Here is a 14,631-nt window from a genome sequence, read left to right as displayed (position 1 = left end):
CTTACTTCTGTACGATGACTGGATAATCTTGCTCACAGAGTTCTTTGACAAAACAAGAACCTGAACCTGTATGTGCTACCCAGACTTTCTTTTTCGCTCGAGTTAAGGCGACATAAAACAGACGTCGCTCTTCGGCATAAGGGAAGCTATCTTCAGACTGGGTCAAGGCTCCATTAATGTGCAGTGCTTTGACACGGGCAGGGAACTGCCCTTCATCGACCCCCACAACTATAACAAAGTCCGCCTCTTTGCCCTTACTGGCATGACAAGTCATAAACTCAATTGAGAGTAATCCAAAATTTCTCTGCCAATCACGTAATAGCTCAGGTTTGTGGTAATGGTTACGGCCCAATATCAATACACTCTGAATCGATTTCGCATTCCTGTTCAATTGATCGAGCACTTTTTCCACATTTCCGGCAGGAATCAGCGTCACCGCTTTCGATTTTTGCTCTTTATGACTATTGAGCACCTTAGGAATCTGGGTAGGGTTTTGCTGCACAAATCGATTCGCCACTTCGCCGATCTTGTCATTAAAGCGATAAGTAGTATCAAGATGATGAATCGTTGAGTTTGGAAAGCGCTTGGCGAACCCAGTAGTAAGATCAACATCTGAACCTGCAAATTGATAAATGGATTGCCAGTCGTCGCCGACAGCAAACAGTATGCAGTCACTATGCTCTTCTTGTTGGCAAAGCGCCTCAATCAGTGCTAAACGCTGAGGAGAAATATCCTGATACTCATCAATCATAATGTAACGCCACGGCGATCGAAACTTGCCTTTGACGACATGTTGGGTCGCTTTGGAGATCATAAGGTTAAAGTCGATATGTCCCTGCTCTTTAAGCTGTTGATTCCAGGCTTGGTAGCATGGCCATACCAAAGATAACTCACTGTTTAAACGCGTGTATTCAGGGTGCTCAACCAATAACTGTTGAAGTTCTTTCTTTCCACACTCCATCAATGCGAGCTGAGACAACTGCTGTTCTAGCCATGCGATAAGCTTCGGATTCTCAACATGGCTTCCCAGTTCATCGTCACCAGCTAAGTATGCGATTGGCCACTTCGAAAGATGTTTTTGCCAACGTTTAAAGTTGGTTGGTGTCATCCAGTGTTTTTTGAGCCAATCAATACACCAGCTCTTACGTTGATTGTCATCGATCGCCAACGGAGAAATCGTGACAAGCTCGCTCTCGACTTGATTGAGTATATGCAACCCTAACTGATGGAAAGTACTGACCTTGACACGTTCTGCACTTAATCCAACTTTATCATTGAGGCGTTGGCTCATTTCATCAGCGGCATCACCCCCAAACGCGAGCAAGAGAATTTCTTCCGGACGAGCAATGTGACTTTGCAACAGATAGGCAACACGTGCTGTCAATACACTGGTTTTACCGGAACCCGCCCCTGCGAGAATGAGGTTATTGTTATCGTTAAGCAAAACCGCACGCTTTTGACTCAGATTCAATGGTGAGGACTCAATTTGCGAAAAGAGCACTTGCCAATTTTCTAGCTCATTCTCCATCCAAAGCTCGTTACGGTGTTTTAGCTTCTGATCGGAATCACTAATCCAAGGCTCAATCTTACGCATGCGTTCGGGCATTCTCAGTAATGCATCTTCAAGATTCATATTCATCTGAGCGAAATCCGCACTAACGGAGTCCTGCCATTGTTTTACTGACGAATGGGTAAGAAAAGCAGGTTGACGATGAAACTGCTCAATGGCCTGTTCCCATTTGGGTAAGTGTATAAATAGCTGTTGGCACTGATTTTGGTGCCATTTTTGGTAGCGTGCGATGGCAAGGCGCGCGAAGTCTCGGCACTTATCAAGCGGTAGACCCTGTACTAGCCAAGCTTGCCTTTCGCCTTCATTGCTATATGCAAAGAAAAGTAGCCCTCCCCAAAACAGGCCATTTTTGACTTGAACCTGACCACTCCATACATTAAACGGAATGTGTTCTTCGCTGGTTTCTGAACTGAGGATCAACGCATCGGATTCTAATTCAACTTGATAGTATTCGCGTTGGATAAAAAACTGTGCAGTCTTGTTAGCGGTTAGCTGCATTTCGATGTAGGCCTTCTGATTCCATTGCAATCATCATAACTGAATTGATTTCTCTTTTGACAGATTTACGCTAAAAATATTGAGTGACAGCACTGGTTTTACCCTAGTACAGCGTTCGTTTTCGAACAACCAGAGTTAGTCAAGATCGATAATGGACAAAATGTTAGCCAAAGTATCTAGTATCTTTATTTGGATCAGCTCGTTACCATATAGATCTTGTTATTCTCAACGCACTTATGACCTACAGATTTCTGCAAGTGAATTTATTTAGTCAGCTACGCCACTATTGGGCAAATAAAACCATCAATTATAGCCTGCTCATTCTCGTCACCCTTCTTGGCGTGGTCGTACCTGCCTGGTACTTGCAGCTCAATGAACAGATCATCCCATTGATACTGGGTGTGATTGCCGCAGCGTTAGCCGAAAGTGACGACAGTTTCACTGGACGTCTCAAATCACAGAGTTTGACGCTGGTTTGTTTTGCCGTCGCCGCGTTTTCTATAGAGTTGTTGTTTAATACACCGTGGTTGTTTGCCATTGGTCTATTTACCTCAACCTTTGGCTTTATTATTTTGGGGGCTATCGGCCCACGTTACGCCAGTATCGCGTTTGGCTCTTTACTGATTGCTATTTACGCCATGCTAGGTGCTCATCAAAGTACGAATATTTGGTTCCAGCCACTTATGCTGCTCTCAGGTGCGGCTTGGTACTATCTGATGTCTATGATTTGGCACGCCCTATGGCCACTTCAGCCCGTTCAACAAAGCTTGGCCAATGTGTTTATTCAGCTCGCCAATTACCTTGATTCGAAAAGTCAGCTCTTTCATCCGGTATCAAATCTAACGCCACAACCTTATCGATTGGAAGAAGCGCGTTTGAATGCCGCCACGGTCAATGCGCTCAACTCTTGCAAAGCGACTTTTTTAAGCCGTTCAAAGCGCGGTCACGTGGATGCAACCAGTGATAGATTTCTCAACATTTACTTCCTAGCCCAAGACATCCATGAACGGATCAGTTCAACACACTACCGTTATCAAGAATTGGCTGTCCATTTTGAACGTTCTGACGTTTTATTCCGGTTTAAACATTTGTTAGAGACCCAAGCTAAATCATGTCGAGAAATTGCCAACGCAATACGTTTAGGCAAGGAATATCAACATGATAACCAGTCCGTCATGGCACTTGATGAGTTGCAAAACTCCCTTAGCTATTTGCAGTCTCATCAAAACCCACAATGGCGTTCTTTACTCTCGCAGCTTGGCTACCTATTTAATAACCTTGCCACGGTAGAGAAACAGCTTAGTAATGTGAACAACCCTGATGCGAACAGACTTGAAGAAGATGCTCTTGATGACACTGAAGCACATACACTCAAAGCAATGTGGCAGCGGATCAGTGCCAATTTTACTCAGGACTCAATGCTGTTTCGCCATGCGGTGCGAATGTCGCTTTCATTAACTATTGGTTATGGCATCATTCAATTATTCGATATTGAACGGGGTTATTGGATTTTGTTGACTACCCTATTCGTTTGTCAGCCAAACTACAGCGCAACACGACAAAAGCTTGTCGCAAGGGTTTTAGGTACGTTTGCAGGTCTATTCATCGGTGTACCGCTGCTGACCTTCTTCCCTTCACAAGAAAGTCAGTTGGTCTTCGTAGTGATATCCGGCGTGGCATTCTTCGCATTTCGTCTGGCTAACTACGGCTACGCAACCGGCTTTATCACTGTGCTTGTCTTATTCTGCTTTAATCAACTTGGAGAAGGATACGCGGTAGTATTGCCACGACTTGCCGATACGTTAATCGGATGTGCTCTCGCCGTTGCTGCTGTGGCATTAATCTTACCCGACTGGCAATCGAAACGTCTGCACAAAGTGATGGCAGAGGCGATAGCGGCTAATAAAAATTATCTGGCGCAAATTATCGGCCAATATAGGATTGGTAAAAAAGACAGTCTCAACTATCGCATTTCTCGCCGTCACGCACACAATCAAGATGCGACGTTAACCACCGCTATCAGCACTATGTTAGCAGAGCCCGGTCGCTATCTTGCTGCGGTGGATGAGAGCTATCGCTTCTTGACTCTAAACCACGCCCTACTCAGCTATATCTCTGCATTAGGTGCGCACCGAACCCAAATTGCCGATGATCAAACGCATAAACTGATCCTTGATGCTCATAGAGTCATTCACCAGCATTTGGAGGTGCTGTTCACCCAGCTTAATCAGCATTGTGATAACTGTGATACCAGCGATATCGATGACCCTGCCTTAGAACAACGCTTATCCGAATGGCGCGAAGAAGACGATGGTTCAGTACGCATGGTTCTGCAACAACTCCATCTCATTTACCGAATGTTGCCGGAGCTTCATTCACTCGCGAGTAAATTTGCAGTCCGTGTGGCACAACCTGCCCATTCTGTATAAAACCTCATCTTAATGAAGAGCCCTTGCTCTTCACTGTCACCTCAGCAATTACGTACATTGCGAGGTGAGATCAATAGCAAACTGGATTCATGTGACGAAACCTTAGTCACTGACGAAGAACTGTCACTGATTTCGAGCCTTTTTTCTTAGCACAACTTGCTGTAATTTCAATCATCCCTTAAGCTTTAATTAAGCGGAGGTGTTTATGCCAGTATCTTCTGTACAAGCCGGTTATCAAATCATTGATATGTCGTCGAAGATGGCCGAAGACGCTGCGCTTGAAATCCAACAAAACCAGCAATTACAATCCATCTCAAACAAAGACGGCTACGAGTTCAACAAAGTCGAATTCAAAGCGCCAGCTTCTGATTTTGAACCTCTCACCAAACTCACTAGTGCCGAACAATACAGCAGAATAGGCACCAACGTATTGCAGCGTGACCAAGAGATGATTGGTACTCTGCTTGATATTCACGTCTGACGAAATGAAGTAAATTGTAGCAATACATTAAGCAACCATTGAGTTCCCGAGTCTATCGGGTAGAATGCAGACAAATTTCCCGTTTTAATTTGCAATGCCCAAACTGAATTTATCTCGACTAAAAGACCACCACTTCCTCCAGCCAGAGCAACATAACCTCACATTAGAACAAAAACTCAGCCCCCATTTTGAACGTCCAAAAACAAGACTGACACCCAGTCCGTATATTTCGGATAAAACGCTCGAAAAAAGATGGAGCAAACTCGCTAGCCTTACTGAACAATCAGTGTTACTTGACGAGCAGACCCAAGCTAATGCTGAGCTATACAATAAAAACATTGAGCACTTTATTGGCACCGTTAAAGTACCGGTGGGCATTGCTGGGCCACTTCGTGTTAACGGCCTTTATGCGAATGACGATTTCCTGATCCCACTTGCGACCACGGAAGCGGCTTTAGTTGCGTCCTACAATAGAGGCGCTCAATTGATCACAGCAGCTGGCGGTGCAAGTGCAATGTTACTCAATGAAGGGGTCACTCGCACGCCTGTATTTTGTTTTGATTCACTTGCCAATGCCGGCCAGTTTGTCGCATGGGTTGTGACACAATACGATCAATTCAAACGCGTCGCGGAGTCCACAACCTCGCACGGTAAGCTTCACGATATCAATGTCAATATCGAAGCAAGCCAAGTCTATCTGGTTTTTGAGTTTCATACTGGCGATGCTTCTGGCCAAAACATGGTCACGATTGCAACGAACGAAGTGTATCACTACATTTTGACTCACTCCCCAGTCCCGCCAACGGAAGCATTTCTGGATGGTAATCTCTCTGGAGACAAGAAGCCTAACGCCAATACGCTACGCCATGTTCGTGGTAAAAAGGTGACCGCTGAGGTTCATTTAGATAAAGCGTTGGTAGAAAAGTACCTTCATACTACCCCAGAAAAAATGGTCCGCTTCGGACAAGTCACCACCACAGGTGCAGCACTAAGTGGTGGTATTGGCGTCAATGCTCACTATGCAAATGCCCTCGCCGCACTCTATATTGCTTGCGGGCAGGACGCCGCGTGCGTCGCTGAATCGGCGATTGGCATTACGCGCATGTTGCTCAATAAGGATGGAGTACTTCACGCTAGCGTTACGCTACCTAATCTGATGGTAGGTACTGTTGGCGGTGGTACTGGCTTACCGACACAGAAAGCGTGCCTCGATATAATGGGGCTATATGGTGCTGGGAAAGCAAAGTCCTTGGCGGAGGTCGCGGCCTGTCTTTGCTTAGCGGGAGAACTCTCGATCGTTGGCGCTTTTTGTGCCGATCATTTTTCTCGTGCGCACCAAAAACTGGCGCGATAAACAGCTGGGCAGCGTTTTATCCGCTGCCCAATACTATTTCACTTTCGCGTAGTAGTTCTCTTTGAAGTGAATGAATGCTTTGTTTAGCGCGATTTCTTTAATCGGTTTAACTATCACGTAGTTTGCCCCAACCGCTAGAAAGGCTTGCTTGGTTTCCTGCGTGCCATCGGCCGTACATGCGTAAATAGGCACAGTAAGCTTTAAGTCCTTACGAATGATCTCCGTCGCTTCGATACCGCCAAGATTGGGGAGCTGATTGTCCATTAGGACCATAGCCACACTGGGATCTAAGCGCAAAAATTCAATTGCATGAACACCATCTTTAACCCATGAAACCGTCATTCCATATTTTTCACAAAATGCTTTCGCGATAAAAGCGTTGGTGTTGTTGTCTTCCACCAGCAAAACATGCAGTGACTCAGGGAACAAGGTTGAGGGTTCTTCAGCAAGGGCGCTTTTCTCTACATTGATCAACTCATTGCTACCGACTTTTAGCGGTATTTTAACGATAAGCTTCGTCCCAACATCGACTTCACTCTCTAGCTGAATATCTCCGTCCATAATGGTGACAAGACTTTGCACAATCGCCAAACCTAGGCCGCTGCCACCATACTCACGCGTCGTGTTTGATTCTGCTTGTACAAAAGGTTCGAATATATGCGCTATGCGCAGTTGATCAATCCCGATCCCAGTATCCGATACCTCTAATTTGAGTAAACACCCAGAGTCAGTCTGTTCACAGTCTAATTCGACTCGGACACTGCCATAATGAGTAAACTTGACTGCGTTGCTAACCAGATTAAAAATAATCTGATTGAGACGTACCTGATCACTGTGTGCCCATCGGTCTTGAGGGATCTTATTTACAACGTCGAAGGCGACCTCTTTTTTATCCAGTAACGGCTTGAAGATTCTTTCTACCGTTGTTGTCAGCTCAGCCAAGCGGAAAGGCGCGCTTTCGATATGGAACTGCCCCTGCTCTATCTTTGAAAAATCGAGTATGTCGTTCAATACCGCCAATAGGTGCTCACCACTGTTGCATAGAACTTCAATGTGCTCTATGCCTCTTTGGTCAACCATTTTATCTTTGAGTAACTGGGATACACCAAGAATACCGTTGAGCGGTGTCCGTAACTCATGGCTCATTTTAGCGAGGAAGTCCGCCCTCATGCGCGCTGACTCTTCTGCTTCTTCACGTGCAGCTTGACTCTGCTTTTCTGCTTCAATGAAGCTGGTGATATCCTGACCTTGCGCCATGATCTGCGAGACGCTGTTGTCTCTCATAATAGGAGATAAGTTCCAACGAAAGGTTTTGTTGGCAATAGCGGTGTTGATGCCTGTCAGGGTTGCACCTTGAGCACACATCATAATGTGCGGCTTCAAGCTGGAAATCAGTTGATCTTGCGCGCCATGGGTACGAAAACACCTTTCAGCCGACGGGTTAAAGCGCTCTAACTCACCTTCAACGTTCCATAACGTCACAGGTGACAAAGAGAAGTTAAACAAATCAGCAAACTGCTTTTCTTGATCATTAAGTCGTTTAAATGAACGTTGAAATGACTGGCCTATTTGATGAAACTCTTGAATAGACGACCCTTCAAATTCGATAAGCTTTTGTTCCTGAATCGAAGCATCTGTATAGGTCATCAAAGAACGTAACTCTTTTGAGACTCTTTTACCGAGCCAGATTCGAGTGTAGATGGCGATACAGATGATCAATCCAGCCGTGATCGCCAACCAAACATAATAACTCCGAACAAAATGGACAATGTGTTCGTTATCCTGAACCGTATAAATTGAGAGAAAAGTCGGCACGTTATTAATGGTGAGATCCGTTCTAGAAACAGTAAAACCGCTCGAATCAAGCTCGTCAGGCGATTGCGCTAACCATTGATTTTGTTTATCGTCGCCATCCTTGTCACTCGCCGAAATCACCTCAGAATCTACCGCTAACAGCACCTGATCCGCATTACTGCCTTGAGCAAGTGCATAAACAATCGAGAAATTGTTGTTAAGAACAATACCAACGAAAAGATTCCCGACCACTTCCCCAGACTCTAAATCGACAATAGAGGAACGCCTTAACATAAGGTATCTCATTCCCATCACTGAAGGGGTCTGCGAAATATGCCAATCAAAACCCGTAGTCACATCTTGTGTAATATGCAGCAACTGCTGCGTTGAAATTCCATAGAACTCAAAATTCGCGTCATCCCAAATAAGTTGGTCATGACTCATAATGTAGCGAAAGTCAGGTGTAATGTCTGGAGAAAGCTGATCCATACTATTGAAGAATAGATCGAGGGATTGAGCATCTTTACTTACCAAACCTTCTAGCAAGACCGGATTTCGGCTATAGCTATCTTGTTGTATCTCAATCGACTTGACTCGAAAGTTAAAAATTTCCTGAACCAAGCTCTGCGTTTGCTGCTTAGTACGAGCAACCTCTTGCGATACAACATCTCGGTTAACCTGGTAGTTTTGCAAAACCATAACCACAATTAGCCCACCAATAACAAGAAAGATCGAGTTGGTTAATAACGTGGCTAATCGGCTCTTACCAGCCTGTCCGAATAATCTTGCCATTATTGATCAGAATACCTAAATGCTCGCTGCTTGAGCTTCTCGATCTTGCTTGGGCTATCATTGCTCGTCACAAGCTCAAAATCACCGGAATATGTATGTGGCACACTTCTTCCTTCGAGATCCCACTTAATCGCTTCTGCCATCGCGATTCCGGTATCATCATTCATGCGCATCGCCGTCACTTGCAGTTGACCGTTGGCAATGGCTTCCAATTCAGCGGTTCCCCCACCCCAACCATTCAGCATGATATCATTGCGCTTTAAGTCTTTAAGCGCATCGGCGGCTCCCAAAGCGACATCGGTCGAACATGCATAGATGAAATCTAGATTTTTATCCTTCTCTAATGCTGATTTCGCAGCAAGGTACCCAGACTCTCGTGTCGCTTTGGTATAGAAAGAAGAGGATAATTGGTAACTGTCATGATGGCTCATCTCTTCGATGAAAGTATCTCCGCGTGCATCACTCACGTAACCTTCCGAGAAATAGAGCACGGAATAGCGACTCTCTTTGGGGATGACTGACTTGTAGTATTCTTGTATCACGCGAGTCCCTTTTATATGGTCAAATCCCACATACATGAAGGGCTGCTGTTTATCCCAAGCTCTTACCGGAGTGGTAATATTTTGTAGAATCAATTTGGTATCTGTTGAACTCAGCACATGCTCAATAAACTTTTTATGGCGTGTGGTATCGAGAGTAAAAATCAGGTAGTCGGATTTATTTTGGATTGCTTCAAGCAGCGACAAGCTCTGTTGTCTAACATCGATATTTGGACGAGTAAATACTTGATTAATACTGTATCTGATGCCCAGGTTTTCTAATCGCATTTCAAACGCTTTGATGTTTCGAATCCAGTAATCTGAAATCTGCTGCCCGGGATAAACCACAGAAATTGAAATTGGCTTTACTTGCTTGACTGCGAGAGGAACGGGATAACGGCGAACTTCTTCGCTCAATGCGTCCGTCAATTGTCGTTGCAGAGGATGCGAATCGAGATATTCATCGTATTGCCAATAGCCGTTTAGAACCTGCGTAGTGTGAGCCATTGAAGTTGCTGAATACAAAGCGAATAAAGAAAGAAGTTTATACTTACACATGCCATTTTCTCTTTTGACTAGCTAGCTGAGCATAATAATTTGAATCGTTATATTTCAATTATAATTCATTATTATCAATGAAACCGAGCTCAATTATTAGCCTTCAAGCCATTAATTTTACTCGGTTTTTCATTATGCCGTATAGTGTCTAGAACGTAAAAGACAAATTGCCCGACAGACCAAATTGGTTGTCTCCTGCATAGCTACCAGCAAAGTCGAGACTGACAAGATCTCCTGGACTGATACCAATCCCCGCAGTGAAGGAGTTATCCAAAGTATCTTGAATATCCACCTGGTAACCCGCACGGAGCTGCGCCCAGCCAAATGCATTTCCTTCAACACCAAAACGTAAAAATTGGGTGTCGTCGTTAAGATCGGTGAAACGTTTCTGTTTGGTTAGATCCCAGTCTACCGTCGCAACAAAATAGTCCATGCTATAAGACCCAGAAACCGTCACCTGTGTGTTGAGCTTATAAGTACTGACACCGCTAACATCTAACGTATTGATCTCTTTAGAAAACAGGTCTTTCACCGCCACACCAAATCGGTATTGGTCATAAAACCAAACCCCACCAAGATCTAAGTTGAAATAGTTCTCGTTGGTTTCACTTTTGTCATAGTCACTGATATCGAAACTCTCAACAGAAAGGCTTTGCTTGTAGGTACGCAGTTGTTGGTACTTTGGCGTGATACCCAAAGCAACATCCTGACCTTGGATGGCCATACGTTTCGCCAGAGCAACACCAAACTCAGTATAACCAAAGGCAATCATATCGACGTTGGAGTTATTGTAACGCGCTTCTACTGCTGCTGGAGTATCACCACTATTGGCCGCGATTTCGGGTGTCGCGACGATCTCCGCATAGCCGCGCGTAAAGATGTTAGCTGAAAGCGTGCTGATAGGGAGTGCGACGGCGATACCCACCCCCACGCTTACCGCAAGCGGTTTATCATCCGCTAGCTGTGTAAGATAGCTATTTAACTTTGCTGATGTTGTCGCATCTGGACTCCCCGATGCTTCAAACGCTTTAATCGTATCTTGAAGGCTATCTATCGTATCTAATGATTCCTCAGTGTCTCTCACTGTCGCCCCTATTGCGGGCACCAGTAAACCAAAGTCATCACTATCGCGGTAAACGGCGGCTAAAGCCGGGTTATAGAACGGAGCCAACACATAATCAGCACTGGTCACCCCTGTATTCCCCATACCATTGCCTCTGCCATCAGGAGAGACCGTTGCCGCTTGAGCGGTACAAGCCCAAATGATTGAGCCCACTGCCAAAGATATTTTACCTAATTGATTCATATCCATATCAACCTTTTTCATTAGTCATAAACAAGATTAATACATCTGGGGAATTTTGTAGGAATAACGAATAATTTATGCGTTATCAATACATCGTTCTATCACATATTCACCTGAAACAATTTGTTCTTTTTTCGCTTTAGATAACTGCTTGATTCGGCATTCTATTTTTGAGGCTTCGCTTCTCGAAGTGCCTATGTATTGGTGCCATTCGAGCTTGAGAGGACCTTTACCTTTAAGTGCTTTTGCTCCGGTTCCATTGCAATGTTGCCGAAACCTACGCTCAAGGTCGGTTGTGATACCACAATAAAGGGCATTGTTAGACATTCGGATTAAGTAAACATACCAATCCGAATGTAATTTTAAAGAGGGGGTGAGCAATGAGCTCATTAGGCACAAAGCTGTTCAACCAGAGCCTTCAACTCTGCGACTTCTGATCTCAGTTCTTGAACTTCTAACTCTAGCTGGCTAATTCGATCATTATTCACGGCTGGTGACTGAGCGGTTGCGGCTAATGACTCAACGTCAACTTCACCACTAAATAGGTGCATATAGCGTGATTCACGCTTGCCTGCCTCACGCGGAAGCTTAACCACTAACGCTCCATCTTCGCGCGCAGCCATACTATCCAAAACGGCCTCTACCTCTTTAACATCAGCAAAGTCTGCAAGACGGTTGGTACGGGTTCTGATCTCACCTGGCGTTTGTGCACCGCGTAGAAGCATACAGCATACAATCCCTTTTTCCTGTTTGGTCAGTTTAAGGTCACCAAATTCTGTATTGCAAAAACGGTGTTGAAACTTACTCGCACGGCTATTGAAGCCACTTTCATCACTGACTAAACGGCGTGCGATAAGGCCATCCACAGCTTGTTGAACTTCAACATCAGTCAGTGACATAACAGGCTCGCGATTGCTTTTTTGGTTACAAGCAGTCGTCAGGCTGTTCAATGTCAATGGGTAGTAGTCCGGTGTTGTGACCTCTTTTTCGATCAGGCATCCGATCACACGAGTTTCTACTGGGGATAGCTCTATATTCATACCTTTTCCTTACAATGTTGTTGCAAACGCTCTTCTAGTGCTCAGCGAGGATAGGAACTTTTCTTATTTTTCCGTTCTCATCGATCATCACTATTTTACTTCGGTTGAGCTCGATCTCTGTCACCTCTTGCCGAGTGCGTTCATGCTTATATGCTTTGACTAATCGACTAGCCCGCCCTGGCGATGGCTCTATTGTCTCACTAGGCATAATAATTTCGGACGTGCGCATTTATTACATCGTACCTTGCCACAGAATATGGAAATCATATATCGAACCACAAGCAGGCTCAATCGTCTGCCGATAGATTGGCGATAAAACCGTCAGCACACTGTAATGATTGATCTTAGGACTGTTAACCCACTAGATGTTATGATTTAATCATTGACAGTTTTTCAAAATATTAGGAAAGGGACCTATGAGTGGTGTATTTGAAATCGTAGCTCAAGCACGTCGAAAAAATAAGCTAAAACGCGAGCTTATTGATAACGAAAAGAAAGTTCGTGACAACCGTAAGCGTGTAGATCTTCTAGAAAACCTACTTGACTACATCAAGGCAGATATGAGCAACGAAGAAATCGTTGGTATCATTAAGAACATGAAAGCGGACTACGAAGATCGCGTTGATGACCATATCATCAAAAGCGCTGAAATCTCGAAAGAGCGTCGTGACATTAGCCGCCGTATCCGCGAACTGACTGAAGAAGACAAAATCATTCAAGGTAAGAAAAAGTAGCCAACGGCTAGTCGCCAAATTAGCCAAGCCTGCACACCCTGTGCAGGCTTTTTCTTTGTAAGGTATTTCCCATTATCAACCAACAACTTTGGTTATCACTTTTGACGAAAATGCGTAAAACGTTTGCGTAATCGCTAACCTTCTCCGTTCCCTTTTTTGGGGCTTCCATCACACATTTAGCCCTGTTATATTTCATCTCAGTTAATCATTTAGACCATTCGAGGCATGGAGCTTCCTCACTTATCTCAAGAAGAGAAGAATTGGTACCGACAACGTTCGGCAAAAATTAAGAGGGTCAAATTATGGATATGGTTGAAATTTTAGGTTACGCAGCGTCTATCATGGTTGCTATTTCACTAACAATGAAAGACATCGTGCGCCTTCGTGTCCTTAATTTCATCGGCTGTGCGCTGTTCACTGCATACGGTTTGATGATTGATGCATGGCCAGTAGTAGTAACAAACGGTTTCATTGCCTGCGTTAACGTCTACTTCCTAGCGAAGATGCAAAGCGAAAAAAAAAGCGACGCTGTTAAAAGCGCAGCCTAGCCGACTGTAGAAAGATTTGAAAAAGCCCTTGATGTTTTATCATCAAGGGCTTTTTATTTACTAACGTTTCGCCGCTATAAGTGCCTATTAGCATCAGCTTGCAATCAGCTCTCGACTGTCAATTTTATCCAAATACTTAGAACGGATTTCCATAAACTGATCCAAATTAACAAGTTTAATCAGTTAGTTGAAACAATAAACAGCACTTCAACACGGCGATTACACGCTTTACCTTCTTTAGTTCTGTTACTACATGCGGGCACATATTCACCATAGCCACGAGTGTAAATTGAATCCATCGCGACCCTGTTACTAACAAGCTGCTGTTTGACTGCATTTGCTCGCTTCATTGACAAGCTGTCATTAAAGCTTGGCGCACCTGTGCTATCAGCATGCCCGTCAATAACAATGTCGATACTCGGTTGTGTTGCCAAGTAGCTTCCCATCATATCCAGCCAATATTTTGAATCAGATGCGACTCGAGACGAGCCTGTATTGAATTTTATCGTGTCTTTAAGACGCACCATAACATGATTACCCGTCAATATTTCGTAATCGATACCATTGCTGACCAGGAAGTTCTGTAAATCACTATAGCTCTGAGTGCGTTGTTGCCCCATTGGACCGCGAACTCCAGAAGTTGACATAACAGGCTGTGAGCCCCACTCAGGGTAGCGAACATCAAAATCCGACTTTGGCGCGCTGTCCAACAAGTTATCATCCCAAAATGCCATCTCGTCCGTCATGCTGCTACAGCCTGACACTAGGAGAATAAGGGGTAATATAATTTGCTTCATGAGTCCACCGTGAGTTCCGTTACGCTACATAATCTGTATCGGCAAAAATGAATAATCTTTAGCCCTTTTCAGACAATTTTTATCTCGATATTTACAATTATATAAACAGCTGAATGCAGGGAGCGCATTATTCATCGTTAGAAATACTTTATTCACCCAATTCTGTCATCGAATGGTTTCGCTTCTCAATT

The 14,631-nt window shown here is 44.4% G+C and carries 13 protein-coding genes; 5 read left to right on the top strand and 8 right to left on the bottom strand.

Annotation, left to right across the window (positions count from 1 at the left end):
- Window position 1 precedes the first annotated feature (1 nt).
- Window positions 2-2,068, bottom strand: a complete 2,067-nt coding sequence (gene helD / locus QTN94_RS02420; RefSeq protein WP_331416568.1) for a DNA helicase IV — start codon at window positions 2,066-2,068, stop codon at window positions 2-4.
- 257 nt (window positions 2,069-2,325) lie between these two features.
- On the opposite strand from helD, the gene yccS reads away from it, so the two are divergent.
- The 3 genes from yccS to QTN94_RS02405 all read left to right on the top strand — a co-directional run bounded on the left by yccS (window position 2,326) and on the right by QTN94_RS02405 (window position 6,332).
- Window positions 2,326-4,497: a YccS family putative transporter gene (gene yccS / locus QTN94_RS02415; RefSeq protein WP_331426733.1), complete on the top strand. Its 2,172-nt coding sequence runs from the start codon at window positions 2,326-2,328 to the stop codon at window positions 4,495-4,497.
- Between the two features lie 205 nt (window positions 4,498-4,702).
- Window positions 4,703-4,978, top strand: coding sequence for a hypothetical protein (locus tag QTN94_RS02410; RefSeq protein WP_331426731.1), 276 nt, complete (start codon window positions 4,703-4,705; stop codon window positions 4,976-4,978).
- Window positions 4,979-5,072: 94 nt separating this feature from the next.
- Window positions 5,073-6,332 carry a hydroxymethylglutaryl-CoA reductase gene (locus tag QTN94_RS02405; RefSeq protein ID WP_331416565.1) on the top strand — a complete coding sequence of 420 codons (1,260 nt, stop codon included), beginning with the start codon at window positions 5,073-5,075 and terminating at the stop codon, window positions 6,330-6,332.
- 33 nt (window positions 6,333-6,365) lie between these two features.
- Here QTN94_RS02405 and luxQ read toward each other — a convergent pair whose 3' ends face one another.
- The 6 genes from luxQ to QTN94_RS02375 form a co-directional block, all read right to left on the bottom strand.
- The gene (gene luxQ, locus QTN94_RS02400; RefSeq protein WP_331426728.1) at window positions 6,366-8,918 is read right to left on the bottom strand and encodes a quorum-sensing autoinducer 2 sensor kinase/phosphatase LuxQ; all 2,553 of its coding nucleotides are present in this window, start codon (window positions 8,916-8,918) and stop codon (window positions 6,366-6,368) included.
- Window positions 8,918-10,015, bottom strand: coding sequence for an autoinducer 2-binding periplasmic protein LuxP (locus QTN94_RS02395; protein WP_331426726.1), 1,098 nt, complete (start codon window positions 10,013-10,015; stop codon window positions 8,918-8,920). Before QTN94_RS02395 ends, luxQ begins: the two co-directional genes overlap by 1 nt.
- A 148-nt stretch (window positions 10,016-10,163) precedes the next feature.
- Window positions 10,164-11,321, bottom strand: a complete 1,158-nt coding sequence (locus QTN94_RS02390) for a conjugal transfer protein TraF (protein WP_331426806.1) — start codon at window positions 11,319-11,321, stop codon at window positions 10,164-10,166.
- A gap of 75 nt (window positions 11,322-11,396) precedes the next feature.
- Window positions 11,397-11,711 (bottom strand): GIY-YIG nuclease family protein, encoded by a 315-nt coding sequence (locus QTN94_RS02385; RefSeq protein ID WP_331426725.1) that lies wholly within the window; start codon window positions 11,709-11,711, stop codon window positions 11,397-11,399.
- Window positions 11,711-12,361 carry a YceH family protein gene (locus QTN94_RS02380; protein ID WP_331416562.1) on the bottom strand — a complete coding sequence of 217 codons (651 nt, stop codon included), beginning with the start codon at window positions 12,359-12,361 and terminating at the stop codon, window positions 11,711-11,713. Before QTN94_RS02380 ends, QTN94_RS02385 begins: the two co-directional genes overlap by 1 nt.
- 34 nt (window positions 12,362-12,395) lie before the next feature.
- Window positions 12,396-12,590 carry a hypothetical protein gene (locus QTN94_RS02375; protein WP_138970981.1) on the bottom strand — a complete coding sequence of 65 codons (195 nt, stop codon included), beginning with the start codon at window positions 12,588-12,590 and terminating at the stop codon, window positions 12,396-12,398.
- Between the two features lie 187 nt (window positions 12,591-12,777).
- Here QTN94_RS02375 and QTN94_RS02370 point away from each other — a divergent pair, with 187 nt between their 5' ends.
- A complete protein-coding gene (locus QTN94_RS02370) occupies window positions 12,778-13,095 on the top strand; it encodes a DUF496 family protein (protein ID WP_138970980.1) in 318 nt (105 codons plus the stop codon).
- Between the two features lie 302 nt (window positions 13,096-13,397).
- Window positions 13,398-13,643, top strand: coding sequence for a YgjV family protein (locus QTN94_RS02365; RefSeq protein ID WP_138970979.1), 246 nt, complete (start codon window positions 13,398-13,400; stop codon window positions 13,641-13,643).
- Between the two features lie 179 nt (window positions 13,644-13,822).
- On the opposite strand, the gene QTN94_RS02360 is transcribed toward QTN94_RS02365, so the two are convergent.
- The gene (locus tag QTN94_RS02360; RefSeq protein WP_331426723.1) at window positions 13,823-14,440 is read right to left on the bottom strand and encodes an OmpA family protein; all 618 of its coding nucleotides are present in this window, start codon (window positions 14,438-14,440) and stop codon (window positions 13,823-13,825) included.
- Window positions 14,441-14,631: the final 191 nt, after the last annotated feature.

Source organism: Vibrio sp. M250220, from assembly GCF_036533795.1.
Taxonomy (GTDB): Bacteria; Pseudomonadota; Gammaproteobacteria; order Enterobacterales; family Vibrionaceae; genus Vibrio.
The sequence above is the reverse complement of the archived record's forward strand: the minus strand, read 5'-3'. Positions and strand labels throughout refer to the sequence as shown.